Source organism: Amycolatopsis sp. NBC_00355 (assembly GCF_036104975.1).
In the GTDB taxonomy this organism is placed as follows: Bacteria; Actinomycetota; Actinomycetes; order Mycobacteriales; family Pseudonocardiaceae; genus Amycolatopsis.
In genome coordinates this window covers 3,092,201-3,118,060 of record NZ_CP107982.1, presented here as the reverse complement: position 1 = coordinate 3,118,060, position 25,860 = coordinate 3,092,201, and the positions used below count along the sequence as shown (strand labels likewise).

Annotated in this window: 27 protein-coding genes and 1 pseudogene; 12 read left to right on the top strand and 16 right to left on the bottom strand. The window is 68.9% G+C overall.

Annotation, left to right across the window (positions count from 1 at the left end; all coding sequences use genetic code 11):
• The first annotated feature begins 9 nt into the window (after positions 1–9).
• Positions 10–432 carry a hypothetical protein gene (locus OHS18_RS13135; RefSeq protein ID WP_328617184.1) on the top strand — a complete coding sequence of 141 codons (423 nt, stop codon included), beginning with the start codon at positions 10–12 and terminating at the stop codon, positions 430–432.
• A gap of 31 nt (positions 433–463) precedes the next feature.
• Here OHS18_RS13135 and OHS18_RS13130 read toward each other — a convergent pair whose 3' ends face one another.
• The 3 genes from OHS18_RS13130 to OHS18_RS13120 form a co-directional block, all read right to left on the bottom strand.
• A complete protein-coding gene (locus tag OHS18_RS13130) occupies positions 464–2,782 on the bottom strand; it encodes a tetratricopeptide repeat protein (RefSeq protein ID WP_328617183.1) in 2,319 nt (772 codons plus the stop codon).
• Positions 2,779–3,174 (bottom strand): RIP homotypic interaction motif-containing protein, encoded by a 396-nt coding sequence (locus OHS18_RS13125; RefSeq protein ID WP_328452768.1) that lies wholly within the window; start codon positions 3,172–3,174, stop codon positions 2,779–2,781. Before OHS18_RS13125 ends, OHS18_RS13130 begins: the two co-directional genes overlap by 4 nt.
• Before the next feature lie 415 nt (positions 3,175–3,589).
• Complete coding sequence (locus OHS18_RS13120) at positions 3,590–4,108, bottom strand: hypothetical protein (RefSeq protein WP_328618519.1); 519 nt, start codon at positions 4,106–4,108, stop codon at positions 3,590–3,592.
• Here OHS18_RS13120 and OHS18_RS13115 point away from each other — a divergent pair.
• Positions 4,025–4,399, top strand: coding sequence for a hypothetical protein (locus tag OHS18_RS13115; protein WP_328618748.1), 375 nt, complete (start codon positions 4,025–4,027; stop codon positions 4,397–4,399). The genes OHS18_RS13120 and OHS18_RS13115 overlap by 84 nt on opposite strands.
• Before the next feature lie 228 nt (positions 4,400–4,627).
• On the opposite strand, the gene OHS18_RS13110 is transcribed toward OHS18_RS13115, so the two are convergent.
• Positions 4,628–5,164 (bottom strand): dihydrofolate reductase family protein, encoded by a 537-nt coding sequence (locus OHS18_RS13110; RefSeq protein WP_328617182.1) that lies wholly within the window; start codon positions 5,162–5,164, stop codon positions 4,628–4,630.
• A gap of 91 nt (positions 5,165–5,255) precedes the next feature.
• Between OHS18_RS13110 and OHS18_RS13105 the strand changes: the two genes are divergently transcribed.
• Positions 5,256–5,885, top strand: a complete 630-nt coding sequence (locus OHS18_RS13105; RefSeq protein ID WP_328617181.1) for a MarR family winged helix-turn-helix transcriptional regulator — start codon at positions 5,256–5,258, stop codon at positions 5,883–5,885.
• 214 nt (positions 5,886–6,099) lie between these two features.
• Here the strand turns inward: OHS18_RS13105 and OHS18_RS13100 are convergent, their stop codons facing one another.
• Positions 6,100–7,263 (bottom strand): IS110 family transposase, encoded by a 1,164-nt coding sequence (locus OHS18_RS13100; RefSeq protein ID WP_328617180.1) that lies wholly within the window; start codon positions 7,261–7,263, stop codon positions 6,100–6,102.
• 505 nt (positions 7,264–7,768) lie between these two features.
• Between OHS18_RS13100 and OHS18_RS13095 the strand changes: the two genes are divergently transcribed.
• The gene (locus OHS18_RS13095; RefSeq protein ID WP_328617179.1) at positions 7,769–8,971 is read left to right on the top strand and encodes a cytochrome P450; all 1,203 of its coding nucleotides are present in this window, start codon (positions 7,769–7,771) and stop codon (positions 8,969–8,971) included.
• Between the two features lie 99 nt (positions 8,972–9,070).
• Here OHS18_RS13095 and OHS18_RS13090 read toward each other — a convergent pair whose 3' ends face one another.
• Both OHS18_RS13090 and OHS18_RS13085 read right to left on the bottom strand, forming a co-directional pair.
• Positions 9,071–10,312, bottom strand: a complete 1,242-nt coding sequence (locus OHS18_RS13090) for an IS110 family transposase (RefSeq protein WP_328615716.1) — start codon at positions 10,310–10,312, stop codon at positions 9,071–9,073.
• The gene (locus OHS18_RS13085) at positions 10,305–10,973 is read right to left on the bottom strand and encodes a hypothetical protein (RefSeq protein WP_328617178.1); all 669 of its coding nucleotides are present in this window, start codon (positions 10,971–10,973) and stop codon (positions 10,305–10,307) included. The genes OHS18_RS13090 and OHS18_RS13085 overlap by 8 nt, the downstream gene beginning before the upstream one ends.
• A 189-nt stretch (positions 10,974–11,162) precedes the next feature.
• Between OHS18_RS13085 and OHS18_RS13080 the strand changes: the two genes are divergently transcribed.
• The 6 genes and pseudogenes from OHS18_RS13080 to OHS18_RS13055 all read left to right on the top strand — a co-directional run bounded on the left by OHS18_RS13080 (position 11,163) and on the right by OHS18_RS13055 (position 17,478).
• Positions 11,163–12,371, top strand: coding sequence for an alpha/beta hydrolase family protein (locus OHS18_RS13080; RefSeq protein ID WP_328617177.1), 1,209 nt, complete (start codon positions 11,163–11,165; stop codon positions 12,369–12,371).
• Between the two features lie 65 nt (positions 12,372–12,436).
• Positions 12,437–13,212, top strand: a pseudogene (locus OHS18_RS13075) (transposase family protein).
• A 78-nt stretch (positions 13,213–13,290) separates the two neighbouring features.
• Positions 13,291–13,590: a MarR family winged helix-turn-helix transcriptional regulator gene (locus tag OHS18_RS13070; protein ID WP_328617176.1), complete on the top strand. Its 300-nt coding sequence runs from the start codon at positions 13,291–13,293 to the stop codon at positions 13,588–13,590.
• Positions 13,591–13,931: 341 nt separating this feature from the next.
• On the top strand, positions 13,932–14,873 hold the full coding sequence (locus OHS18_RS13065; protein ID WP_328617175.1) for a hypothetical protein: 942 nt from the start codon (positions 13,932–13,934) through the stop codon (positions 14,871–14,873).
• Between the two features lie 3 nt (positions 14,874–14,876).
• Positions 14,877–16,529: a hypothetical protein gene (locus tag OHS18_RS13060; protein ID WP_328617174.1), complete on the top strand. Its 1,653-nt coding sequence runs from the start codon at positions 14,877–14,879 to the stop codon at positions 16,527–16,529.
• A 244-nt stretch (positions 16,530–16,773) separates the two neighbouring features.
• Entirely contained in the window at positions 16,774–17,478 is a 705-nt protein-coding gene (locus tag OHS18_RS13055; protein ID WP_328617173.1) for a hypothetical protein, read from the top strand.
• Between the two features lie 284 nt (positions 17,479–17,762).
• On the opposite strand, the gene OHS18_RS13050 is transcribed toward OHS18_RS13055, so the two are convergent.
• The 7 genes from OHS18_RS13050 to OHS18_RS13020 all read right to left on the bottom strand — a co-directional run bounded on the left by OHS18_RS13050 (position 17,763) and on the right by OHS18_RS13020 (position 22,475).
• Positions 17,763–18,701 carry a hypothetical protein gene (locus OHS18_RS13050; RefSeq protein WP_328617172.1) on the bottom strand — a complete coding sequence of 313 codons (939 nt, stop codon included), beginning with the start codon at positions 18,699–18,701 and terminating at the stop codon, positions 17,763–17,765.
• Positions 18,701–18,856 (bottom strand): hypothetical protein, encoded by a 156-nt coding sequence (locus OHS18_RS13045; protein WP_328617171.1) that lies wholly within the window; start codon positions 18,854–18,856, stop codon positions 18,701–18,703. Before OHS18_RS13045 ends, OHS18_RS13050 begins: the two co-directional genes overlap by 1 nt.
• Positions 18,857–19,204: 348 nt before the next feature.
• Positions 19,205–19,345, bottom strand: coding sequence for a hypothetical protein (locus tag OHS18_RS13040; protein WP_328617170.1), 141 nt, complete (start codon positions 19,343–19,345; stop codon positions 19,205–19,207).
• Positions 19,346–19,419: 74 nt separating this feature from the next.
• Complete coding sequence (locus OHS18_RS13035; RefSeq protein ID WP_328617169.1) at positions 19,420–20,340, bottom strand: M56 family metallopeptidase; 921 nt, start codon at positions 20,338–20,340, stop codon at positions 19,420–19,422.
• 3 nt (positions 20,341–20,343) lie between these two features.
• A complete protein-coding gene (locus OHS18_RS13030; protein ID WP_328617168.1) occupies positions 20,344–20,727 on the bottom strand; it encodes a BlaI/MecI/CopY family transcriptional regulator in 384 nt (127 codons plus the stop codon).
• Between the two features lie 9 nt (positions 20,728–20,736).
• On the bottom strand, positions 20,737–21,441 hold the full coding sequence (locus OHS18_RS13025; RefSeq protein WP_328617167.1) for a polysaccharide deacetylase family protein: 705 nt from the start codon (positions 21,439–21,441) through the stop codon (positions 20,737–20,739).
• On the bottom strand, positions 21,438–22,475 hold the full coding sequence (locus tag OHS18_RS13020) for an MGDG synthase family glycosyltransferase (protein ID WP_328617166.1): 1,038 nt from the start codon (positions 22,473–22,475) through the stop codon (positions 21,438–21,440). Before OHS18_RS13020 ends, OHS18_RS13025 begins: the two co-directional genes overlap by 4 nt.
• 132 nt (positions 22,476–22,607) lie before the next feature.
• Here OHS18_RS13020 and OHS18_RS13015 point away from each other — a divergent pair, with 132 nt between their 5' ends.
• Together OHS18_RS13015 and OHS18_RS13010 are read left to right on the top strand one after the other, a co-directional pair.
• Positions 22,608–23,222 (top strand): phosphatase PAP2 family protein, encoded by a 615-nt coding sequence (locus tag OHS18_RS13015; RefSeq protein ID WP_328617165.1) that lies wholly within the window; start codon positions 22,608–22,610, stop codon positions 23,220–23,222.
• Between the two features lie 139 nt (positions 23,223–23,361).
• Positions 23,362–23,808: a DUF1707 SHOCT-like domain-containing protein gene (locus OHS18_RS13010; RefSeq protein ID WP_328617164.1), complete on the top strand. Its 447-nt coding sequence runs from the start codon at positions 23,362–23,364 to the stop codon at positions 23,806–23,808.
• Positions 23,809–23,811: 3 nt separating this feature from the next.
• Here OHS18_RS13010 and OHS18_RS13005 read toward each other — a convergent pair whose 3' ends face one another.
• Both OHS18_RS13005 and OHS18_RS13000 read right to left on the bottom strand, forming a co-directional pair.
• Positions 23,812–25,182 (bottom strand): sensor histidine kinase, encoded by a 1,371-nt coding sequence (locus OHS18_RS13005; protein WP_328617163.1) that lies wholly within the window; start codon positions 25,180–25,182, stop codon positions 23,812–23,814.
• Positions 25,172–25,855, bottom strand: a complete 684-nt coding sequence (locus OHS18_RS13000; RefSeq protein WP_328617162.1) for a response regulator transcription factor — start codon at positions 25,853–25,855, stop codon at positions 25,172–25,174. The genes OHS18_RS13005 and OHS18_RS13000 overlap by 11 nt, the downstream gene beginning before the upstream one ends.
• Positions 25,856–25,860 lie beyond the last annotated feature (5 nt).

The following is a 25,860-nucleotide window of genomic DNA, read 5'->3' as shown; positions in this document are numbered from 1 at the left end:
GACGCGAGCTTGGACGTGTTGGCGTTCGGATTCGCTGATGCCGCCGAGGAGGCTCATCAGCAGACACCGAAGCTGTACCTGGACGACCGGCGACGACTCAACGTCCAGCCGGACCTGAGCCGGTGGGCCGGCGGTCGATGCCGCTTCGTCGGCGAGCTCAAGTACCGCTATGACGCCGGCAACGGCGCCGCGCCGAACGTCTACCAGACCGTGGCCTATGCGCTGGCCGCCGGCGTCCCGGACGCCATGCTCATCTACGCGCACGGCCCCGCAACCGGGACAGCGCATTACCTGCCCGGCCTCGGTGCCCGAATCCACGTCCGGCACCTGAATTTGAACACCGAACCGGCCGAGCTGCTGAGCCAGATTCAGTTACTGGCCGACCACATCGATCGGCTCACGATCGCGAGCCTCCGCGGCGACCTTGTCTAGCTGGATGAGGCCTCACGTCGAGCCGCGCGTCTCACAACCGACCGCGCCAGTACTCAAGGTGCTCCTTGCTGGCGCGGGTGTGGGGGTGGTCAGGCCCGAGCACGCGTGTCCGGTCTCGCAGAACCTGTTCGGTTTCGGCGACGGCCTGAGCCACGTCACCACATCCACCGCGCACGGTCGCCAGGCTGCCGCGGGTGTTCAGCGTCTCCGGGTGATCGGGACCCAGTACTCGTGTTCTGTCCGCGAGGAGCTGCTCCAGCTCGCGTGCGACCTCGGGCAGACTGCCCGTCCGGGCACGATGGCGCAACAGGCCACTTCGGGCGCTCAAGGTGGCAGGGTGATCCGTTCCCAGCAACCGGGTACTGTCCGCGACAAGCTTGTCGAAACCGGCGATTGCACCGGTCACGTCTCCTGCTATGCCCTGCCAGTCCACCAATTCGTGGCGTGCGGCAAGCGTGTGAGGGTGCTGGGCACCATGCACTCGCATCTGGTCGTTGACCAAACCTCGGAACTCGATCACCGCACCCGTGGGATCCCCCGCTTTGCCACGGCAACGCGCCAGCTCGTGACGGACCGTGAGCGTCCCAGGATCGTTGGCCCCGCGCACTCGCAGCCAGTCGGCGAGAAGATCCTCAAAATCGGTGACAACCTGGTCCGCACCGTCCACGGAAGACCGCCACAGCGCGCGGGTGTATCGAGTCGTCAGCGTGGCCGGATCACCAGCACCCAGAACCTGACGTTCGATTTCCAGCAGCCTGTCCAATTCTGCCACGGCACCGCGCAGGTCCCCGGCTTTGCCCCGCCAGTACGCGAGATTGTGACGCGTGGCCAGCGTGGCGGTGTCGTCGCGCCCTTGGAGTCGTACGCGGTCTGCGAGCAGTCGTTCGACCTCGACGATCGCGCCAGCGACATCGCCGGAGTTTCCCCGCCACGTTCCCAGCTCACCGCGCATGGTGAGCGCCGACGGATGGTCGGCGCCGAGGACCTGAGCGGCTGTCGTGGCCATGTTCTCAAAGTGCGCCGCGGCCGAGCTGACGAGGCCAGCTTCGCCCAGGCTTTGGCCGTACCGGTGCAAAATAGCGTGCCCGCCGCGGCTCCAGAGGTGGGCGAGGGAATGACGTAGCAGCTCGGCGGCGTTCGCACGAAGGCTTTGCCCGAGGACGGCGTCCTGCTCGATCTCGGGCCAGCAGTCGGCCAGGGCCTGGGCGGCGAAGGTGGCGATCAGACTTTCGTCCTCGATCTCCGCGCGGGTCGCATGTTGAACGAGGGCGTGGACTCGGATACCGCGGTGGGGCTGTGCCAGGTCGGTCTCGGCGAGGCTGAGACGACGCAGGATCTGCAGTGCGCGCAAGGCGTCCTCGGCGGAGACCGCCGCGTTGGCGCGGACACCGAGATAGGCCAAGGTCACAGCGGTGGTCACTACCGCCGTGACGGTGCCGTTGGGATCCAGGAACGAAAGCAACTCCAGCAACGGCCGGGCCACGGCCGCTGGTGTCAGCCTGTCGGCGCGTTCCACCGACAACGCCCATGCCCGTTTGACTGTGTGCTGGTGCTCGTCCGGGAGAACGTCCGGCGTGACGTCGCGGCCGGTGCGAAATTGACGGACATACTCCGCGCAGGTGATCTCGACGTCCTGTACGTAGCCTGCTGCCTGAGCCAGGGCCAGCGGGAGCCCGCCCATCTCGGAGGCGAGCTCCGCAGCGCCGTCGAGCAGATGCGGCTGCGTCACCTTGGAATGCAGGTAGGCCAGTGATTCGCCCGAGGTGTAGAGGCCGACCTCCACCGTCTGCCAGGTGGTGCGCCGCAGGGCAGAGTCCCGACGGCGGGTAGTCACAATCGTGCTGCCGCCTTCCGGTGGCCAGAGACCGTGCACCTCGGCCGGGTCCTGCAGGTCGTCGAGCACCACCAGCCAGCGGCGTTTTGTGGTTGCCATCCAGTTCACCAGCGCCTGGGCGCCGGTTACTGCGTCATCACCCGGGGCAGCTTGCCCGATCGCACGAGCGGCCTGTGCGAAGGTGTCGATGATTGTGTCCCGGTCCGCTGCTGTCGTCCACACAGCCAGGTCGACAGCAGGATCGCTCCACAACCTACGGGCATACTCGGCGACGATCTGAGTCTTTCCGACCCCGCCCATCCCGGTGATGACCGTCGTGGCTGTGCCGCCGAGCTGCTCCTCGACCGTGCGCATTTGGTAGCAGTCGGCAACCATGGGAACCCTGCCGACGCGCACGGGCCACGGCGATCTCGCAGGCGCGTGGTAGTGGATGATCTGCTGGTTTCCGGAGCCAATCTGGATCCCGGTGCCGCCGGTGAGGTGGACTACCCGTTGATCGCGTGGTGGTTCGCTCACGAGCGCGGCTCACCCGGATTGATCGTCATCTGATTGTGGTCGCCGACTTGTACCCCGGTGCTGTCGTGCAACGTGACGTCATACTTTGGGGGTTGATCCGCCAGGTCCACCAGTCGCCGAGCTGTCGCTACCAGCTCTGCGTCGCTGCCGAGAGCAAGAGTTGTCAGCAGGTCTTTGCTGGCCTCAGGGTTGGTTTCCACCTGCGCGAACAGCTCATCGGCTGCGACGTCCGGGTCGCCGTCGATGTCTCCCGTCTGTGCCGCGCGGCGAAACAACCGTCTCACACCATGCTTGACTCCCGCATAAGCATCGGTTACCGCAGTTGTGGCGGTAGACGATGCGCCTGCGGCCGCCCCCAGAACCAAGGCGTTCACGATCAACTCAGCAGACACCAGCACTCCCGCCCAGGGTGTATTCGCACCATCAGGGACGGAATTTAACAGTCAGCCCTCACGTCTATCCAGCCCCGAGTCCCGAGTGCGAGGCTTCCAAGATCGATATGCCTGCGTCGGTAGGGTCAAGTCGTCGAACTGGTGAAGCAGTTCGACGATCCTGAACTCTGGTGAACGAGAAGGCGCCCGCCACCCCTCGAGGCACCGCGGGGTGCCTGCTCTCGATGACCCGGCTTGGCGGTCTCTGCGATCCGAGTCCAGGCGCCTGCGCACAACGGCGATATCCGATCGTTACCTGAATTGATGAACTCTGTGAGCATGCGGGCTGACGATGCAACGAAGCTGTCCGCCGCGGCGGGGGGCCGTGTCTCCGGCCCGCCCGGCCCGGGCGATTACGCCGCCAATGTCGTCTTTCTCAGCGAGGGCGAACCCGAACGCAAGGATCCGTGGAACGCGGAGTCCTACATGAGCATCGTCGCCCGCATCGACGCGTCCGGTTCCGGTGTCGCGGAAGTGGGTTTCCTGGCACCGGAAATGGCGTCGCTATACCTGCAGGTGGGGCGGAGAATGCTGCTGATGGAAGGCCCCAAGGTCGTCGGCGAGGCCGCGATCGTGGGCCTTCTTCCCTGAAAGCTCGGTCCAGCCGAAGGCGCAGCGACAGTGTTCGCCGCGACCGGTTCGTCGTCGGCCAACTGTCTGTGCCAGCACCCGCCTGCCCTGTCCCTCGGCAACAGCTGCAGGCCGGCCTTGGTGCGTTCGGGACTGTCGTGGGGGATGCCGACCACTTGGGCGATGGTGTCTGTTCTTCCCAGGCGTCGGCGATCAGCTTGGTGCGTTTCGGGCCGAGGCCGTGGACCTCGACCAGCCGCTTCGGGTCGGTCTCGATAACCTCGAGAATGTCGACGCCGAAGTGCTCGACCGTCCGGTGGGCCATCATCGGGCCGATGCCTTTGATCAGCCCGGAGCCGAGGTAGCTGTGGATGCCTTGGATCGTGGCCGGCAGCACGGTGGTGCAGGAGTGGACCTTGAACTGCTTGCAGTATTTGGGGTGGCTGCCCCACCAGCCTTTCAGTCGCAGGCAGCCAACACCTACACCTATGACCTCGCCGACCGGCTCGCGTCCTGGAACAACGGTGTCAGCACGGTGGCCTACGGCTACGACGCGGCCGGCAACCGCACGCAGGTGGGCTCGTCGACCTACACCTACGACGCGCGCACGAACTGATCTCCGACTGTTCGAACACCTACACCACGTTCAGCTCGGTCATGCTGTACTCCTCCTTGGTGTCTGGGGAGCTGGAGATCGTTCACTAGGGCCCCGCCTCCTGCAGGTGGCTTCGACTACGCGTCGAATGACGGAAGCGGGGATCGACAACAGGCGGTCCTCGGCCGGACCGGGCCTGGTTTCCTCCTCCGGAACATCATCAAGGACAAGACGAACCGGCGGACGTGGTCAGGCGGCCGGTGTGTAGGTCTGGTGGATCACTCCGGTGGAGAAGGTCTCGGCCGAGGCCAGTCGCAGTTCGACGGTATTGAGGTCGTCGAACCACCGCGCGCCCTTTCCGAGCACGATCGGGTGGACGTAGAGCTGCAGCTGGTCGAGAAGTCCGGCTGTGAGCAGTGATCGCACGAGGGTGAGGCTGCCGGTCACGCCGATGTCCTTGCCTGCAGCGGACTTGAGCGTCGTGATCCGGTCCAGCACATCACCGCTGATGATCTCGGTGTTGTTCCATGTGGCCTCGGTCAGAGTGTTGGTGACGACGTACTTCTTCTGGTTGTTCATGATGTCAGCTACCTCGTCCTCGCTTGTCGGCCAGTAGGCGGCGAACTGCTGGTACTGAACGCGGCCGAGCAGCATCGCGCCTGAGTTGGCCATGGCGGCGCTGACGGCATTGCCCATCTCGTCGTCGAAGTAGGGGAAATGCCAAGTCTCGGGTGCCTCGGCCACGCCGTCGACGGACACGAACAGGCTCGCGATGATCTTGCGCATGAGGTCCTCCAGTGTGTTCGACCAGGAATGTAGTTCGATGCCAAGACAGTACGACGTCGAACTATTATCTGTCAAATAGTACGATGGTGGCATGCGTGAGAGCGATGAGGTGGACAAGGTGATCAAGCAGTGGCGGCGGGAGCGGTCCGACCTGGACCTGTGGCCGGTCGAGGTCCTGGCGCGGGTGACGCGGTTCGCCGCGATCATGAGCCGTTCCTTTGACGAGGTTTTCGCCCGCCACGGCCTACGCAACGGAGAGTTCGACGTGCTGGCCGCGATCCGCCGCTCCGGGCCGCCCTACGTGGTGACCCCGTCGGCGCTGTCCGAGCAACTGATGCTGTCGCGGGCGGGGATGACCAACCGCCTCGACCGGCTCGACCGGGCCGGCCTGATCAACCGGCGGCTGGATCCGGAGAACCGTCGCAGCTTCCTGGTCACACTCACCGAGAAGGGCATGGCGATCGTCGACGCGGCCATGAGTGACCATGCCGCGAACGAGTCGGCGCTGCTATCCGGGCTGTCCGAACGGCAGCAGCAACAACTGGACGACGCGATACACCCTGCTGCGGACGGTCAAGGACCGGGATATCTGAGCGGTGGCACGCTGCCGTGGGCACCGACGCCTCGACCAAACGCGTCTCGGCCACCGTTGCCGCCAAGCACACCGCCGGCGTCAGTGTCGAAGCGCGCTACGGCGTGCTCAAGCGCGCCGCGGACGTGAGCGGGTCTGGACGGTCAGCAGTGAGGAGGGCGTCATGATCGGGGCTTCACCAGCGTTCAGGGGGACAACCGGCCCGGCCCGGTCGTCCACGACTGCTTTCCCCGCCAGGCGCTACGCCGCAACACCCCTGACCTAGCCTCTGGGAACGGTCACCGAACGCACTCTCATGCTGCAGATTGAGCGTCGCGGCGTCCTCACATGGCTCCCCTCTGTGTCAAGCAGACGAGGAAGCCGCTGCCCTATCCTTGTGGTCGGCAGGCTCGGGAAGTGACTGTTCCGAAGTGCTGACCACGGGGTTCAGGTCAGCCGCGCTGGAGTCAGGAGCCGCCCCCGAATGTCCTCCCGGGCCTGCCGCCAAGCGCTCCGCGTCGCGGACCATCCGACGGTAGACGACATCGGACAGACGGCGTTTCAGACACCGCATCGCTTCCATACTTGTCTTGCCGTCGGCCAGTCTGCGCTGGTAGTAGGCGCGGCCGGGTGTGTCGTGACGGAGCTGGACGATGGCCATCACGTGCAGCACCCGATTGATCCTGCGGTTTCCCGCCCGCGACAGCCGGTGCCGACGACGATCACCAGACGACGCCTCCAACGGTGCGGTGCCGTTCCAGGACGCGAACCGTCCCTTGTCGGCGAATCGGCCGACATCACCGATGTCGCCGAGCAGCCGGGCGGCGCTGGATGGGCCGATCCCGAACAGTTCCAGCAGTGTGCTGCCGGTGGAGGCGACCAGCTCACCCAGTTCGGTGTTGGCGGTCTTGATCCGCTTGTCGATGCGGTCCAGCTCGGTGATCAGGTCCGCGGCCAGCCGCCGGCGGGTCCTGCCCACGACATCACGCGGCCGCACCGAGGCCAGCAGCGCGCGGGCCTGGGTGGCGGACAGGAACTTCTTCGCCCCGCCTGCAAGCAGCTCCAGCAGCAGGCGATGCAACCGGTTGACGACCTGGGTGCGAGCGTGGCCCAGTTCGTCACGATGATCCACCAGCAAACGCAGCGCCACCGTCGCGTCATCGACCTGAAAGAACCGCAAACCCCTGGTACGTAAGGCAACCACCGCGACCGAGTGCGCGTCGACCGGGTCGGTCTTGCGGCCCTGACCGGTGGCGAACACCCGCACCCGCGCCGAGAGTTTCGCCGGCACGTCGACCACGGTCTCGCCGTCGGCGACCAGGCGCTGCGCGAGATGACGGCCGATGCCCTGACAGCCCTCGACCGCCCACAATCGCTGCGAGTGCCGGCGACCGGTGGCCAGCATGCGGTGGTAGCCGTCCTGATCGGTGCCGAACCGGCCGGCGTGCAGCACGTGCTCACGTTCGTCGATGATCTCGATGGTGGCGGACCGCTTGTGCGGATCCATGCCGATGATCACTGGTGTCACGCTGCTCTCCTCGCTGTACCTGGGTTGGTATCAGGCGAGGTGGGCAGCGCTACTTCGAGCTGAGCAGACCCCTCTTGAGCCACATCCCGCCACGGTGTTCGACGGGAGGCACGCCATGAGTGAGCCACACCCGACAGCGTGGTGGGCAGCCGATGAGAGAGCCACCCGTCGAACACCTCGACCAAGCCTGGCCCGGCATCGGTCGTACCGCCATTCAACAAGTAGCCGATGAGGGCGTGCGGCGTGGGGACTCGCTACCCGCGCTCGGTGAGCAACTCGCCGGGCACGGTCGCGGACCGCGTCGCCGAGCAAGCACACCGACGTGCGCTCACGCCGCAGGTGACGCTGCCGGTTTCCGTTACGGCCGACATGCGTGTGGTTGAGAGCAGTCGGGACCGGGCCGTCCCTCGGCGCGCGCTCCCTTTACATTCCGAACAGAACTGGATCACACTGTCGACGGACACACCGGACCATCGTCGCTTCGACACGGCAATGGGAGAGCTCGATGGCTGCGCACGGTCAACCACCACTGTTCCCGTTCGAAGCACCACCCTCGACCGACCCGGCCGCCGAGGCGATCCGAATGCTCCACACCGACCCGGTGCCCCTGGTCCGGCTGGCCAGCGGGCACGAGGTCCGGCTGGTCACCCGCTACGACGACGTCCAACGCGCGATGTCCGATCCCAGGATGAGCCGCGCCGCCCTGGCGACACCCGACGCACCCACTATCATCCCCGGCCTGCAGTCACCGGACATGATGCCGAACATGGACCCACCCGACCACACGAGACTGCGTCGCCTGGTCGCCAAAGCGTTCACTATCCGCAACGTGGAACTCCTGCGGCCGAGAGTGGAAACGATCGCGACCAGCCTGATGGACCAGTTGCTGGCCGCCGGACCGCCGGCGGACCTGGTCAGCGCGCTGGCCGAACCACTGCCTGGCATCGTGATCTGCGAGCTGCTCGGCATCGCTCACGACGAGCGCGAACCCCTGCTCGCCTTCATCGAAGCCATGTCCATCACCACCACGTTCGACCAGGAGGCGTTCGCGGTGACCGGCGCCGTCGCCGCGTCGCACCTGCTCGGGTTGATCGAGCACAAGCGTCACCACCCCGGCGACGACCTGCTCTCCGGACTGATCCAGGTGCACGACGAAGATGGCGATCGGCTCAGCGAAGCCGAACTGCTGATCACCGTGATGCTGCTGATCGGCGCAGGCCAGGAAACCACCATGGCCCAGCTGACCAAGTCCGTGCTCCTGTTGTCCCACCACTCGGACCAGTGGGCTCGCCTGGTAGCGGCGCCGGACCTGGTGCCGAACGCGGTCGAAGAACTGCTCCGGATCGTCGCCCTGGGACACGCCGGGCAGCCACGAATGACCCGTGCGGACGTGGAATTCTCCGGCCAGACCGTCGAAGCCGGCACCACCGTGTTCCCGGTCGTCAACGCGGCCAACCGCGACCCCGCCGTCTTCCCCGACCCGGACCGGTTCGACGTGGACCGCCCCGAGGCAGCCCACCACCTGTCGTTCGGCCGGGGTGCGCATTTCTGTCTCGGCGCGCCGCTGGCCAGGATGGAACTGCAGGTCGCGTTGCACGCCCTGGTGACCAGAACGCCCGGCTTGAAGGTAGCCGAGCGGGACGACGAGCTGGCGTGGCAGCCCGAGAGCCTGACCCGAGGACTACGGCGGCTCCTGATCACGTGGTGAACTGCTCTGTCCGACCGTGACGCTGCGTACAACCGCACGGTTGGGTGCTCGACTCCCAGCCGTTTCCTCCCCGGTGTCCGCTCATGGCTCCCCTTTATGTCAAGGGGTGGCTCTGACGGGGGTAGGCTGGCTGGCGGCAGGTTCGGGTTGTGGCTTGTCCAAAGGGCCGGTGTCCGGGGTCAGGCCGGTCACGCTGGATCGCAGAGTCGTCCCCGAGTGCCCTCCCGGACCTGCCGCCTCACGTCGCTTCTGATCGGCGAGCATGCGGGCGTAGACGACGTTCGATAAGCGTCGTTTGAGGGCCCGCATCGCTTCCATCGACGTCTTGCCCGCAGCTTTCTTGCCATCGAAATAGACGCGGCCGGCGGTGGAATTACGGAGCTGGACGACGCCCATGATGTGCAGCGTCCGGTTGATCCTGCGATTACCGGCACGGGACAACCGATGCCGTTGCTGCTCGCCGGACGACGCGTCCAGCGGTGCGGTGCCATTCCAGGACGCGAATCGATCCCGGTTGCCGAACCGGTGGATGTCGCCGACGTCGGCCAGCAGCCGCGCGGCGCCGGACGGGCCGATGCCGTGCAGGTCGAGCAGCGTGGAGCCGCGGGCGATCACCAGCTCACGAAGATCCTTTTCCGCGGCCTTGGTCTTCTTGTCGATCGTCTCGAGTTCGGTGATCAACTCGACGATCAGACGGCGGCGGGTCTTGCCCACGATGTCCCGCGGTTTGACCGTCGCCACGAGCGCACGGGCCTGTGTCGCGGACAGGAACTTCTTCGCACCGCCGGGAAACAGCTCCAGCAGCAGCCGGTGAAGACGGTTGACGGTCTGAGTTCTGGCGCGGCCGAGCTCGTCACGGCGATCGACGAGCATGCCCAGTACGACCAGCTCAGGATCGGCCTGGACTCGGACCAGGTTCGGTGCGCGCAACGCGGCCAAGGCGACGGAGTGCGCGTCGACGGGGTCGGTCTTGCGGCCGTTGCCCGTGGCGAACACCCGCACCTGCGCCGACAACTTCGCCGGCACGTCCAGCACCATCTCACCGTCATGGACCAGCCGGTGGGCGATATGCCGGCCGACGCCGTTACAACCTTCCACTGCCCATACCCGCTCGGCGAACCGACGCCCGGCCGACAGCATTTCCGTATAGCCGAGCTGGTCAGTGCCGAACTTCCCGACCGTAACCATGTCACCGCGTTCGTTGATCACCTCGATCGTGGCTGAACGCTTATGCGGATCCATCCCGATAATCACGGGCATGCGGTTCTCCTTGCCTCGACGTGACGATGTCAGCAAGGAGGGCACCGCTACTTCGAGCAGAACAAACCCCTTTTCAGCCACTCCTCGCGCGGTGCTCGGCGAGACGCATGCCATGAGAGAGCCACGCCAATGCCACCGGCGGGCAGCCGCAATGTGGGAGCGACTCACCGAGCACCTGGACCAGAGTCTGGCCGGACCTGGTCCTGCCGCCCAGTCTTAAGTAGCCGCTGATTGTGCGTTCGAGGTCGATCAGACTGCTGAGCTGGGACGGTGTCAACTCGGGGAGAACGACCGGTCGCGAGGCGCAACTGCTGAGCTGAGAATCTGGCGCCTCGATCGCTAGTCCGGTGAAGGCACCGGCTTCGTGGAGGACGAACGCGCCCGCCTGCTGAACCGTCTCGAGAGGATCGAGCAGTGTAAGAACCCCCTTCGCGACCATCCCGCCGCGCGAGGACACCGCCCGCGCGTACTGGGTCAAGCCCGAGCCGCTCAGGATCCACACGGCGATCTCGGGGTCGGAGACCTCGCCGTCGTCCGGGTCGACAACAGTCTCGGGAATATCGTCGTCAAGGACTTCCTCAAAGCTTCGACCGGTGAAGATGCCCTCCCACCCGGTCAGAGCCTTCTCCACATCGACGTTGCCGAAGGTCAGGGACTCGAAGAACCCCGTCGGACGACCCTCCGCGACAGCAGCGGCAGCTTCTGCGTCCGGTGCCACGAAGAACTCGATGACGATGCTCACCGGGGCATAGTGCCTGTTCCACGGGGCCCGGCCTACCTGCCGGCGGCAAGCAGAAGCCGACCTACCGACCCTAGATGCTGTCCGCCCACGGGCCAAGATCAAGTTCTACGGCCGGGGGTACTAGGTTCACCATGAGATCGGGTACAGGGTTCATGGCACCCTCCTCTTGCGGAACCTAGCGTCGATCCCATGAAACGCAATCGCCGTATCAGCGCTGTCGCGGTGCTGGCGCTCGCCGCCCTGGTCACCGGAACCGGCGCCGGGTTCGCCGCTACGACCGCACCGTCGGCCACACCGGTGGCCATGCACGCGTTCGACACCGCACCGGCCACGGCCACCGCGCCCACGCGGTCCTTCCAGGGCACGCTCCCCGCGCCGAGTGGCCCCTACGCCGCCGGCGAGGACGTCATCCACCTCACCGACGCAAGCCGTCTCGACCCGTGGGTGCCGTCGTCCGGCCCCCGCCAATTGACCGTCACGGTGGTCTACCCGGCCGTCCTCGGGACCGGGGCTCCGGCCCCTTACATGACCCTCGCCGAGGCGGCCGGAGCCATCCAGCACTCGAAGTTACCGGCGAGTTCCGGTGTCACCCCAAAGAACCTTTCCAGCGTCACCACTCATGCCTTCGACGGCGCGCGGCCGCAGCGGGACAAGTATCCGCTGGTGGTTCTCTCACCCGCGTCCGAGGACCCGCGCATGACGCTCACCTCGCTCGCGACCGACCTGGCCAGTCACGGCTACGTCGTCGCGCTCGTCGGGCACACCTACGAGGACAGCGGCGAGACGCTGGCGAACGGCCAGACGCCGCCGTGCGCGATCTGCGATGACCCGGCGCTCGACTTCGACTCCGTCGCCGCCAGCCGCGCGCTGGACGTGTCCTTCGTGATCGACCAGTTGACGCACGGCAATACCGCGTGGCGCCTGGCACACCTGATCGACAAGCACGAGATCGGCATGGCCGGACACTCTCTCGGCGGAGCGGCGGCCGCCGCCACGATGATCGCCGACCCGCGAGTACGGGCCGGAGTGAACATGGACGGCACCTTCCACCCGGCCCCGATGCCCGGCCAGATCGACCGGCCGCTCCTCATGCTGGGTGCGGCCGTCAACCACGCGCCCGGCGGCGGCGACTACACCGTGTGGGAGCAGGCCTGGGCCGCCCTCGGCGGCTACAAGAAGTGGCTGACGGTCGCCGGCGCCGACCACTTCAGCTTCGCCGACCTGGACCTGCTTCAGGAGGAGGCCGGGTTCCCGACGTCGCCCCTCTCCCCGGAACGCGGGGTGGTGATCACCCGTGAGTACGTGACAGCGTTCTTCGACCAGACGCTGAAGGGGATCCACTGTCCGCTGCTGGACGGCCCCTCGCCGAATAATCCGGAAGTACTTTTCCAGCCCTAAGGGATGTCTCGTAACCCGGTGCCGGACTGGCGGGGTCGATGGTCGATCATGTTGGTGTGGTGTAGGTGATCACAGCGTCGCGGCCGGAGTGGATCGCCCCGTTCACCGGACTGGAACCAGGCCAGTTCCGCAAGCTGGTGCGGCTGGTCGCGAAGCGAGGCGGGGGACGAGATCGCGGACGGTCGCCCGGGCCGGCAGTGGGCGTTGCCGCTGGCAGACCGGGTGTTGCTGGTCGCGACGTACTGGCGGACGAACCTGACGATGCGCCAGATCGGGCCACTGTTCGGGGTGTCGCATTCCGCGGCGCATCGGGTGATCGACACGATCGGCCCGCTGCTGACCCTGGCCCCGGTCCGCACACGCCGGGTGGATGCGGTCGCGATCGTGGACGGCACCCTGGTCCCGACCCGCGATCACCGGCTGGCGACCCCGTCGAAGAACTACCGCTACTCGGACCTTCGTGCAGGTCGCGATCGACGCCGAAACCCGGCTGGTCATCGCCACCGGCGACCCGCAGCCGGGCAGCCGCAACGACTGCACCGTCTACCGCGCCTGCGGCATCGCCGAGCAACTCGCCGGCCGGCCGGACATGGCCGATGGCGGCTACCAAGGTATTCCCGAGGTGGTCATGCCCTACCGCAAACCCCGCGACGGGAGCGACCTGCCCGAGTGGAAGGAAGATCCCAACGCCACCCACCGCAAGGTCCGGGCCCGGGTCGAGCACGTGCTGTCCCGGATGAAGAACTTCACGATCCTCCGAGACTACCGCCGTGCGGCAAGCACTCTGGCCGACACCGTCTCCGGAATCGCGAACCTGCACAACTTCATCCTCACCGACTGACGCAACACCAACCCCACCAACCACAACGCCAGTTACGAGACAGCCCTTAGCCCGCGGTGGGTGAGGCAGTCCGCGGAGATGGGTGTCGCGCAGCCGGTGGCCAGCCGGACGGTCGCGGCCTGCATTGCCGAGGGCCTGCTGCGGCGGGCGGCGTCCCAGGCCGACGGCCGCCGGACCGTGCTCGAGCTCACCGATCGTGGTGAGGCCGAGCGAAACCGGTTCGCCACCGACCAGCGCGCGGCGTTTGAGGACATCACCGCGGCTTGGTCGCCCGAGGAGCGCGCGGTTCGCTCAGCTCCTCGTCCGCTACGTCACGGACGCCGGCGTCTGGTCTCGCCGCCGAGCCTCGCGCGGCGAGTAGAGGCGGGCGGCCATTAATGGCTGGACCGCAGGGATGAAGCCGGGCGGCAACGTCTGGCTTGTCCGTGCTCGACCGTGATAGCTGGTGGTGTCGCCCGGTCGTTGGTCGTTGCTTCCGTCACCGGGCGCATCGGACCTCACACGGGGACGGTAGGTGGGTGGTCTGCAAAGTCCTCGGTGACATAGTCGACCGGTGACTCCTTCGCCGTGAGCGAGACCTCCGTCTCCGACGGACACCATCTGCGGCTGATCTTCACGAGGGCCGCCGAGTCGGGTTCTTCCGCCCGGCCGCCCTCGGTCCGGCCGGCCGGGCGAAGTAGAGTTCGGATCTCTCCTTCCCTGCTGGTAAAGGAATTTCCATGACCTCCACCGGAACGGCGCCGGTTTTTGATGTCGCCGCCGCCTACCCGGAAGCCGGTGTGCTGCGGTCCGCGGTGGAAACGGGCGACTGGTCGACCGTTTCGGGGTTTTTCACCCGGTTCACCACTCCCGACGAGCAGAGCTTCGGCGTGACCGTCACGATGGCGGTGCCCTCGGCCGAGCCGATGCTCCGGGCCGCGATCCGGCGGGAGCCCCGCTCCAGCCTGCCCCGCGTGCTGCTCGCGGCCCACTTCGTCCAGCGCGGGTGGACGATCCGGACGTCGGCGCGCGCCGTGCACGTCAGGCGGGAGCAGTTCGCCGGGATGCACGAGCAGCTGCGGTACGCCGAACATCTCCTGATCGACGTCACCGCCCGCGAGCCGGCGAACGCGCCGGCCTGGTGGCTGCGGATGACCACCTCGCGCGGTCTGGGGCTCGGCCAGAGCGAGACCCGGCGCCGCTACGACCGGCTGGCCGCGCACCACCCCGGCGTCCTGGCCGGGCAGCGCAACCTGCTCCAGCAGCTGTGCCCGAAATGGGGCGGTTCCTGGGACGCCGCGCACGCCTTCCTCCGCGAGTGCACGGACGTGGCCCGGCCCGGCGACCCGCAGGGTGTCCTGGTGCCCGAGCTGCACCTGGAGCACTGGCTGGAGCTCGGCTCCGAGGCCGGCGGTGAGTACCTGCGGCAGCCCGGCGTCCGGGAGGAGATCACCGCGGCGGCGATGACGTCGGTGCTGCACCCGGCGTACCACACGCGGTTCGGCCGGGTCGTCGCGCACAGCACGTTCGCCATGGCGTTCAGCCTGATCGGCGACCTCCCGCGCGCCGCCGCGCACTTCCGCGCACTCGACGGGCGCGCCAGCGAAATCCCCTGGTCCTACCTCCCCGATCCGGTCGTCGCGCTCGCGCGGCACCGGGACCGCGCGCTCGCGAAGGGCTGAACCATGCTGTCCACGTTCGAGGTCGACGGAATCCCCGCCGTGGCGGCGAAGAGAGCCGGCCCGCTGAGCGCCGGCCTGGTCTTCCGCGTCGGCCGGGCCGACGAAACGCTGGCGACGGCGGGCATCACGCACCTGGTCGAGCACCTGGCCCTGCACCGGGTCGGGCTCGGCGAGCACCACTACGGCGGCGCGACGGGACCCGACCACACGTACTTCGAGATGGAGGGCTCGGAGTCCGACGTGGTCTCGTTCCTCGCGGGCGTCTGCGCGGCGCTCGGCGACCTGCCGATGGACAGGCTGGAGACGGAGAAGTCGATCCTGCGCACCGAGGAGTCCCGGCGCGGTGGAACGGGCCTGCTCTTCCGCCACCGGTACGGCGCCCAGGGCTACGGGCTGAGCGACTACCTCGAGCTCGGCGTCCCACAGCTGGGGCCCGCCGAGGTCGCGCACTGGGCCCGCACGTGGTTCACCCGCGAAAATGCCGCGCTGTGGGTGGCGGGCGAGAACGTCCCCGCCGGGTTGCGGCTGCCGCTGCCCTCGGGCGTCCACCGGCCAGTGCCACCGCGGCCGGCGGCCTCGGTCACGACGCCCGCCTACTTCACCCACGGCGAGGGCAGCGTCGGTTTCAGCGCGCTGGTGCGCCGGGGAGTGGCGGCTCAGGTGTTCGCGAACGTCCTGGAACGCGAACTGTTCCGTGCGCTGCGCCAGGAGGGCGGCTATTCCTACCAGGCGACGACGTCGTACCAGGCGCGCGGCGACCACTTCGCCGAGGTGCTGGGCGTGGCGGACGCGTTGCCGGACACGCAGGCCGCGGTGGTCGGTGGGGTCATCGACGTCCTGGCTCAGGTCAAGATCGGCCGGATCGACCCGCGCGACGTCGAGACGGTGCGCTCGCAGGCCGAGTCGGCGCTGTACGGCGCCGACGCGGATGTGGCGCGCCTGCCCGACCACGCGGCCCGGTTGCTGTCCGGTGCACCCCTGCTTTCGACGGAGGAGCGCATCGCCGAGCTGCGCGCGGTCGGGTTCGAGCAGGTGCAGGCGGTGGCGGCGGAGGCGTGCGCGTCGGTGCTGCTGCGGGTCCCGCATGGCCGTTCGGCGGACTGGGCCGGGTATGCGGAGATCTCCCGGTTCTCGCCGTCGGCGATCGCCGGGAACCGTTTTCCGGCCGAGAACACGCATTTGGTGGTCGGGCCCGAGGGCTGCAGCGTCGAGACACCGGAAGGGGTATCGACGGTCCGCTTCACCGAGTGCGCGGCGATGCTCGCCTGGCCCGACGGCGCTCGCCGTCTGATCGGCACGGACGGCCGCTCGGTCCACATCGAACCGACGCTGGTCACCGGCCTCACCCCAGCGCTCATCGCGACGATCGACGCGGCGGTGGGGCCACATCGGACAGTGCCACAGACAGTGCGTCAACCGCAGGAGATCCCGGTCTCGGCGTCCGCGGCGGCGGCCCCGGCGAAGCGGGCGTCGAAGGTCTTGTTCATCACGGCGGCGGTGTTCGGGGTGGTCGCGCTGCTGGCCACGGCGGGCATGGCGATGGACCCGCCCGAGGACGCGTCTGGCTGGGTCGGGGCGGGAGTCTTGTGGCTGTTCGCCGGGCTGTGGGTGTTCCTGGCGGTGAAGCGGCGCCGAGTTCGGACGGCGCTGGCTTGAGCCGGTGGCCGCCCGAACCTCCTGAGCTTGCGCTACACATCGGAGCGGCTGTCCGGTAGGCAATGGCCGTGCGAACGGCTGGTCGGGTGTCGGCTCAAGCCCGGGATGCCGGTCGAAACTGCGGCTACCGTCCGCAGCGCGTGGTACGACACGAGCCGATGAGGACCCTGCCTCCCGCGCGAGGCGTCCTGCGTAACGCAAAATCGGCGCGACACCGCGAAACCCCACCGTTCAAGGAGCATCCATGTCCTGTAGCAGCGACTACACAACCACGGCTCCGGCCCGGCTGTCCCGCCGCGTCGCCGCTGGATTGCTCGCGGCCGCACTGCTTGCAACAGCTGCGGCCTGCAACCTCGGCCACGCTGCAACCAGCGACTCGGCCCCGGCTCCCACTGCAGCCAGCGGGCTGGCGGCGTCGTCGGCGGACGCGAAGGTGCCCGCGGCGGGTACCTGCAAGCTGGGCAGTCACAACGGCCAGTCGTTGCCGGATCCGGCTTGTACGCCGGGCACCGTGAACCCTGCGGTGAGTCAGGCGACCATCGCCGACACGATCTGCAAGTCCGGCTGGACCTCGACCGTCCGGCCGCCGACGTCGGTGACCGGCAAGCTCAAGAAGCAGCTCGACACGGCCTACGGACTGCCGACCACGACCGAGGGCGAGCTCGACCACCTCGTCAGCCTGGAACTCGGGGGCGCCCTCGCCGATCCGGCCAACCTCTGGGTCGAGCCCGGCAAGATCCCGAACCCGAAAGACGCCGTCGAGAACAAGCTGCACAGCGCGGTCTGTTCCGGCCTGGTCCCGCTGGCCACCGCGCAGAAGGCGATCGCCGGTAACTGGACCACCGCGTTCGATGACGCTGGTCTGCGGGTCGCCGGCGGCAAGGTCTGCCTGCGGGACAACCCGGCGAAGTGCGTAACCGGCCGCCGCGGCGACGAGGACGGCAACTGATGATCCGCCGAGGCTCTGCCTTCATACGAGCCGACGGGCATGGGCGTTGCCGCGACACCAGGAGTTGGCCAGCCAGCTCGACACGTTCGCGGCCGCGCTCTGGTTTGCCGAGTAGGGCATCACCACGGTGCCGTTGGGCTGCGCCAGTGGCTCTGCCCGCCTAGGCCGGACGGGGTGTCGGCCGGGGATGACTCTGAGGACCAGGTTTGGCCGCCGTCGATGCTGGTGACCATGACGATCTGGTTGCCGCTGCTGGTGATGTCGACTTCGGCGTAGCAGTTGCCTTAGTGCGGGCTGCTTGCGGTGTTGTCGCAGGCGATCCATTCCTTGTCGTAGCTCGCGCTGTTGTTTCTTGCCGCGATGACGGGGTTGGACCAGGTCAGGCCGTCGGCCGAGCGGGAGCTCGGCACACCACGCCCGTTCACGGCGGAGTCGATGAACAGCCCGGATGCCAGCCAGGTGCCGTGCTTGGCGTCGTAGGCGGCCGAGGGATCCGACACCCGGGCCCGCTGTCCGCTCGCGGCGGTTGTGATGCCGGGCAGGAACCCTTGCTGCCATGTGGTTCCACTATCGGCGGAGGTGGCCCAGCCGATGTTGTCGGCTCCGCCGTCGGAGTAGCGGCCGACCTGGGTGGCGGCGACCATGGTGTTACTCCAGGCGAAAGTGTCAGGTGCCGCCGCGGTCGTGTGCTGCGTGCTGGCTGTGCTGTAGGGGTCGGAGCTGATCTGGGTCAGCCCAGGCGGCGGGGGCGTGCTGCCGCTGAGAGTGACGTCGTCGTAGAGGGTGTAGGTCGCGTCGCCGGCGTAGTTGTCGTCGTGGCTGGACAGGGTGAGGGTGTAGCTGCGTCCGGCCGTGACCGCGGCGGTGATTTGCTTCCAGCCCGCACCATTGGTGCAGGTCTTGTCCAGCGGCGTACTCGTCGTGCCGCCGGTGTTGTCCTTCAGTGTGGCTGTGGCCCAGTCATAGGTGACGGTGTCCGGGCAGGTCACGTAGAAACCAGAAGGACGCGCTGAACTGTTCTCGGGGCGTCCCGGCAGATTGCGCTCCAGTAACGCCAACGTCGCGGCGACCTGGATCACGGCTAGGCCCCAGGAACCCCACCAGCAGAGGAGCAGCGTGAGCCGGATCGGCAGGGTGAAGGTGCCGTGGACGACGGCGACGACGGTGATGCCCAGCGCAGCGGGACCGGCGAGTCGGAGCAGGAGCCGTCGTCCGATGGTCATCAGCGTGGCCGGAGCCGGCCGCGGCGCGGCGCGGCGAGAAGCAGACCGGTGATCACCGCGACCGCGCAGACGTCGAGTATCCGGGGAAGGCTGCGGGTGTCCTCGATCATCAGGTGCGCGGCGAACCAGCCGATGCCCATCACGATCACTGCCATCGCGACGACCTGGGCTTGACGCTGAGCAGCCGAGCGTGCGGGCCAGACGGCGGGGTGCAGCCACATGTCGGCCGCGTTCGCGAGCAGGTTCAGCCGGGCCCGCGGTCGCTTGTTCCGACCTCCGCCACCAGGTCGGCGCCCCAGCCGTCCCGGAACGCACGCGGGTAGAGCCGGACCAGCCCCTGGGCGACGGTCATGCCGGCCGCACGCCGAGCCGTCGAAGTCCCGCGTCGGCCACCCGGGCCATGGCCCGCAGCTCGCGCTCCAGGACGGTGCGCTTCTGGTTGGTGATCCGCATCGGGCGCTGACGCCCTTCGCCGTCGAGGGCTTCGATCAGCCCTTTCGCCTCTAAGCGGGCGAGGCGCCGTAGAGACTACCCGGCCCCAGCCGCTCGCCGGTCAGTTCGTCGATCGTGATGTTGATGGCGTACCCGTGCAGCGGGCCGTCGGTCAGCGCGTAGAGCGCGAGGATTAGGGCGTCGTTCGGCATTTGCGGCCCTTCGATCGCCCGAACGCTACTACGCGTCAAGTAGTACGCGCAATGTTCGGATGGGAGCCGTACGGTCAGTCGGACTTGTGCCCAGTCATTGCTGATTCGATGGTGCTGTGCAGGTCGGTGACGGAGTCCAGCGCGGTTTCGGCGGACCACGCCGTGGTGCCGAAGACCAGCGTGGCCGCGAGTACTGCGGCCGGGAGCTGGCGACGCTGAGCTGTCAGCAGTGCCTTGACGCGGCGGGGGACCGGGCCGCCGGTGGCGGCGAGGGCGAACGTCGGCCGGGACTGTCCGGCGAGGGCGGCTTTGGCGACGGCGTGGGCGACCACCGTGCGGTCGCCCACGTGCTCGGCGGCGGCCTCGTCGGCCCAGCGCTCCAGAGCGAACCGGGCGGCCGCACAGAGCGGGCGCAGCAGCGGGTTCAGCGTGCCGGCCAGGGTGACGGCGACGAGGAAGTGGTGGTGGCGCAGGCGAAGGTGGGCGCGTTCGTGGGCGAGCAGGGCGGTGCGTTCGCGCGGGGAGAGGGCGCTGAGCATGCCGCTGGAGATCGCGATTCGGCCGCCGCGTCCGGGTGCGGCGAACGCCACCGGCTCGGCGCCGGGCAGGATCACCACGCCCGGTTCGCGGCTGTGGTCGTCGAGTTCCCGGGTCAGGGCGCGGATCCAGCGGGTGTAGCCGATCGCGGCGCGGACGAACGCGACGGCGAGCCCGGCGAGCAGCAGACCGCAGACGGCCGACGCCGGGAGGTTGATCGGGTCCAAGCCGCGCAGCACGTCGGGTGACCAGTGCCCGGCGCGCGCGACCGCCGGGATGAGCGTCAGGCCGGCGAAGGCCTGCAACGCCAAGGTGATGGTGCTGCCCGCGGCCAGCACGAGGCAGCCGGCGGTCAGCAGCCAGCTGGCCTCACGGGGTGAGAGCTGGGGAGCGACGAGACGCGCCAAGGGCCATGCGGCCAAGGGCAGCAGCAGCGGGATCCAGACGTCGAGGTCCACGGCTCATCCCCCGGTACGGGGCTTGCCCAGGAGCTTTCGCAGCTCGCGTTCGTCCGATGTGGACAGATTGGAGACGAAGCGGGCGAGCACGCTGCGGCGGTCCGGCTCGTTGTCGAGCACCTTGCTCATCCGCCGCGCCGCCAGCCCGGGCTCGTCCTCGACGGCGTGGTAGCGGAACGACCGGCCCTGCTTCTCCCTGGCGGCGACGCCCTTGTCGTGCAGGCGCGAGAGGATCGTCACCACGGTCGTGTAGGCGAGGTCACCCTCGAGCCGCTCCTGGACGTCTGCTGGGGCCAACGGGCCGTCGGCTTCCCACAGGATCGCCAGGACCTCCGCCTCCAGTGCGCCGGGAGCCCGCCGCGCGCCTTCGTCCCGCTGCATCCTCATGGCCGCATTCTACAGAAGTGTCGTACCCAGCCGGCCGAGGTGGACGCCGCGGCGGCGCGCGTCGGCGATGATCGACGGGAGCGCGCCGAGCGTGGCCCGCCAGGCGCCGTTGCCGGTGGTGACGTCGCTGTCGTGCAGCAGGATCGTGCCGCGGTCGCCGAAGTTCCGCATGACCTTGCGGTGGATGGACGCCGGGGTGCAGCCTTCGGTCCAGTCGAAGCCCCACGTGCTCCACAGCACCGGGGTGAGCCCGAGGCTCCGGGCCGAGAGCAGCGACGCCGTGCTGAAGACGCCGTAGGGTGCCCGGAACCAGCGGGGCCGGACGCCGGTGAGGGTCTCGATGAGGTCGCGGGCGCCGAGCAGTTCCCGGTGGGTGCGGCCGGGGGTCTTGCGCAGCAGGCACTGGTGGTCCCAGCCGTGGACGCCGATCTCGTGCCCGGCCTCGGCGATGGCCCTGGTCAGCTTCGGGGCGCACTGAGCCTGGGCGCCGAGCAGGAAGAACGTCGCCTTGATGCCGTGGCGATCGAGGGCGCTGAGGAACTGCGGGGTCGACGTCTGCGAGGGGCCGTCGTCGAAGGTCAGGGCGACCTGCCCGGGGACGCCGATCCCGGCCAGCCGCGGCAGGAAGGCGCGCCGGGGACCGGGCAGGAAGGCCGCGGCGGGAGCGAAGTGGGCGGCCGCGGCGAGCGCCGCGGCTGCGGCGACGGCTTTCACGCGCGGTCCAGGAGCTTCTCGAGCAGCGGGATCGGGTCTTCGGCGGGCTGGGCGGTGGTGGCCGGCTCGTGTTCGCAGGACAGCGCGGCGGGCAGGTCGGCGGGGTCGCGGACCCAGCGGGCCAGGCCGAGCCGGTCCAGGACGGCGGCGTTCGCTCGCCCGTGGCCCGGCAGGGCCCGGTAGGTGAGCACGGGCCGGCCGGCCGCGAGGGCTTCCGAGCTGGTCAGCCCGCCGGCGTTCTGGACGACGACGTCGACCGCGCGCATCAGGCCGGGCATGTCCTCGACCCAGCCGAACACGTGGGCCAGGCCCTCGGCGCGCAGCCGGTCGCGCAGGGCGGTGTTGCTGCCGCAGGCCACCACCGGTGTCGCGACGCCGGAGCGGGCGACGTCGTGGGCGGTCCGGCGGACCTGCCCGACGCCCCACGAGCCGGCGGTGACGAGTGCGAGCCGCCCGTCCGCGGGCAGCCCGAAAGTCCGGCGGGCCTGGTGCCGCTCGGGCGGGGTCGCGGACCGGAAAGCGGACGCGACCAGCGGAGCCGCGACCGCGGCCACGCGGGCACCCAGGGTGAGGGCCTGCTGCCGGGCCAGGTGGTTCGGCGCGAGGTGCAGGTCCGCGGCGCCGCTGACGCTGACGCGGTGCACGGCGGGGTCGGTGAGGTACACCGCGAGCGGGGCGCTCAGCTCGCCGCGGTCACGCAGGTGTGCCAGGGCGTGCGTCGCGAGCGGGTAGGTGGAGACGGCCAGGTCGGTCCGGGCGCCGCGCAGCCTGCGGCAGGCCAGGGTGGCCGCCCGGCGGGCCAGGCCGGCGGTGCGGGGGCTGTTCAGGGCGCGCAGGGTCCAGTCCCAGCTGCGCGGGGCCGTTTGCAGCTGGCGCCGGTACAGCCGGCACAGCCGGCCGCCCAGTGCCGGTGGCAGGAGGTCCAGGAAGTCGAGGACCTCGACGTCGTGGGCGCTCAACCGGTCGGCCAGGGCGTACGCGGCCCGGTCGTGCCCGGCGCCGAACCGGGCGGAGACGATCATGATGCGCGCCATGCTTCTCCTTCGATCGATGCCGAAGTTCTACGGGTTTGTAGATTAACGTGGGCCAAGAACGCCGTGTCGTACATCTACACTGGAGTAGAATTTCTAGAAGACTGTAGATGTACAGTGGAAGGGGGCACTCGCGTGGACGGCGGGGCAATCGATGGCAGCTGGTACCTGGCGGTGCTGGGGTTCGCCCGGGAAACCCCGTGGTTGCAGGGGTTCATGGCGATCTACACCAACGTGGGCCTGGTGCTGCTCGCTCTCCTGGCGGTGGTGACGTGGTGGCGGATGCGGCCGCGGGACGCGCCTCGCATGGCGGCCGCGCTGTGGGTGCCGCTCGCCGTCGTACTGGCCTACGGCGTGAGCAACCTCGTGAAGGTCCTCGTCCGGGAGCCGCGGCCGTGCATCCGGTATCCGGCCATGCCCACGGTGGCGATCTGCGACTACGCCACGGACTACTCGTTCCCGAGCAACCATGTCACGCTTGCCGTCGCCGCGGCCGTCGCCTTGCTGTTCGCCGCGCGCCGCACCGGCCTGGTCGCGCTCGCGCTCACCCTGCTGGTCGCGTTTTCGCGCCTGTACCTGGGCGCGCACTACCCGCACGACGTACTTGCCGGAGCTGTTCTCGGCGCGCTGGTGGCGTGCTTGGGCCTGCCGCTCCGACGTCCGATGACGGCACTGGTCGACCACCTTCGGGGCGGCGGACTGCGACCGCTGGTCGGCGTCGGCGAACGATCCGTGGTCTCCGCTCGATGACCGGTTTCCCAGCGGCGACCGGGCGTTCTTGCCTCGCGCTAACCATTCTTTGACCGGTAGCGAGCATCCGGGTCCTTAGCCTCGACACCGCGGTGCCGGCCGGGACACGCCAGAGCTCTACGTCGAGACGAGGTGCAGCATGACCGAAACCACCGCACACCGGACGATCCCGGGCGAGGATCTCCCGCAGTCCGGCGTGCGCTGCTCCGACGCGGAGCGGGAACAGACCCGTGCCCGCCTGCACGCGGCGGCGGGCGAAGGGCGCCTGTCGATGGACGAGGTCGACGAACGCATGACCCGGCTCTACGCGGTGAAGTTTCGCCACGACCTCGACGCGCTGACAGCGGACCTGCCCGAACCGTCGCCTGTCGCCGTATCGGGATGGCGGCCGATCCTCGAAGCGATCGGCCGGCAGTTCGCGGCGGAAGCCCGGACCCTGCTCGCCCGCGGGAGCGCCCTCGGATCGCGGCGTCGACGTTTGACGATCGCGCTGGTGCTGCTGGCTTTCCTGGCCGCCATGACCGTGGCGGCGTTCCACGGCTTCGACGGCGAAGGCGTCGAGCGCCACGGCTTCGGCCGGGACTGACCCTCACGGCTCCGGTTCGTGGCGTGGCAGCCAGATGACGACCGTGGTTCCGCGCCCCTCGGTGTCGGCGACGCGGATGCCTCCGCGGTGAGCGGTAACGATTTCCCGCGCGATGGCGAGGCCGAGCCCGCTCGTGCCGCTCGCACGGTCGCGGCTGCCGTCGAGTCGGACGAAGCGATCGAAGACCCGTTCGCGGTCTTCGGCCGGGATGCCCGGCCCGTCATCGGCGATCTCGGTGACGACCCGCCCGTCCGTGGTCGTTGTGCTGATGCGGACAGTCGTCTCCGCGTGCCGCACGGCGTTGTCGAGCACGTTGCGGAACAGTCGCTCCAAGTGGTCGGCGTGGCCCGGGACCTTGGTGACGCCTGGTGGTTCCAGATCGATCGCCAGGTGGCCGGCCGGGGTGCTGTCGTGGATGTCGCGCAGCAGCCGGTCGACGTCCACATCGGACACGTTCGCCGCCAGCTGGTGTTCGTCCGCTCTGGCGAGCAGCAGCAGCTGCTCGATGACGGTCTCGAGCCGGTCGGACTGCCGGGCGGCCCGCTCGGCGATTTCGGGCCAGGGGGCCCGGTCGCGGTGGGCGAGCCCGACTTCGAGCGTGGTGCGGATGGCCGCGAGCGGGCTGCGCAGCTCGTGGGAGGCGTCGGCGACGAAGCGCCGCTGCCGGCCGGCCGAGTTCTCCAGGCGGCCGAGCATGTCGTTCATGGTCCGGGCGAGCGAGCCGATCTCGTCGGGCGTGCCGGGTTCCGGCACCCGCCGGGACAGGTCGGCGGAGGTGATCTCGGTGACCGCGTGCCGGATCTGCTCGACCGGCCGCAGCACCCGCCCGACGATCACCCAGACTGTGGCCGCGGCAACGATGAGGATGACGGGGAAGCCGAGCAGCAGGTTGGATGTGAACGCCTCGCGTAGCTGGGTCAGCAACCCGGTGGGGGTGCCGGCCAGGATCGTGACCAGCTGCCCGCCGACGATCTGGTGGACGGCGATCACCCGGACGTCGTCGGGGATGATCCCGTCGGCGGCGCTCGTGCGCTGGGGTGTCTCGGAGTCGCGCGCGACGGTGTACATCGCGGGCAGGCCGGTCAGGGTGCGGGTCGCGGCGAGCACGTGCCCGTCCGGCGCGAGCACCTGGGCTTCGGCATCGGCGTCCAAAGTGGACGGCGCCAGCAGCCGCGGCCAGCTGCCGGTCGACGCGGATTCCGTGATCTCGACCGCGTAGGCGCGCAGCTGGCCGTCGAGTGTGCGGTCGACGGATTGGACCTGCAGCAGGTACAGCAGGACGATCCCGAGGACGACGGCGGCCGTGATGACGAGCCCGGCGACCATCGTGAGCCGGACCCGCAGGGTGCGCCACCGCGGGCGGTCACCGGTCATCGGCGTCGTCCCGGATGAGGTAACCCTGGCCGCGCAGGGTGTGGATCACGTCGGCGCCGCCGGGACGGTCCAGTTTCCGGCGCAGCCGGTGGACGGTCACCTCGACGACCGACGGCCCGCCGTCGTAGGCGGTGTCCCAGCAGTGGTCAAGCAGCTCGGACTTCGACACCACCTGCCCTTGGCGCCGCAGGAGATACTCCAGGACAGTCAGTTCGCGGCTGGTCAGGTCCAGGTCGACGCCGTCGTGGACGACGGTGCGCCCGGCCGGGTCGAAGCGCAGCCCGGCGGCGGTGAGGATCGCGGGACGCCGGCCGAGCCCGCGCCGGGTCAGCGCCCGCAGCCGAGCGAGCAGGACCGGGTAGGAGAACGGCTTGACCAGGTAGTCGTCGGCGCCGCAGTCGAGGCCTTCGGCCTGGTCGAGGTCGTCGTCCATCGCGGTGAGCATCAGGATCGGCGTCCACAGCCCGTCGGCGCGCAGCCGGCGGCAGACCTGGTAGCCGTCCAGCCCGGGCAGCATGACGTCGAGGACGATGACGTCGTGGGCCGTTTCGCGCGCCTGCCACAGGGCGTCCCGGCCGTCGGCGGTGACGTCCACGACGTACCCCTCCGCCCGCAGGCCCCAGGCGAGGGACGCGGCCATGGCCTCCTCGTCCTCGACCACCAGTATCCGCATCGGCC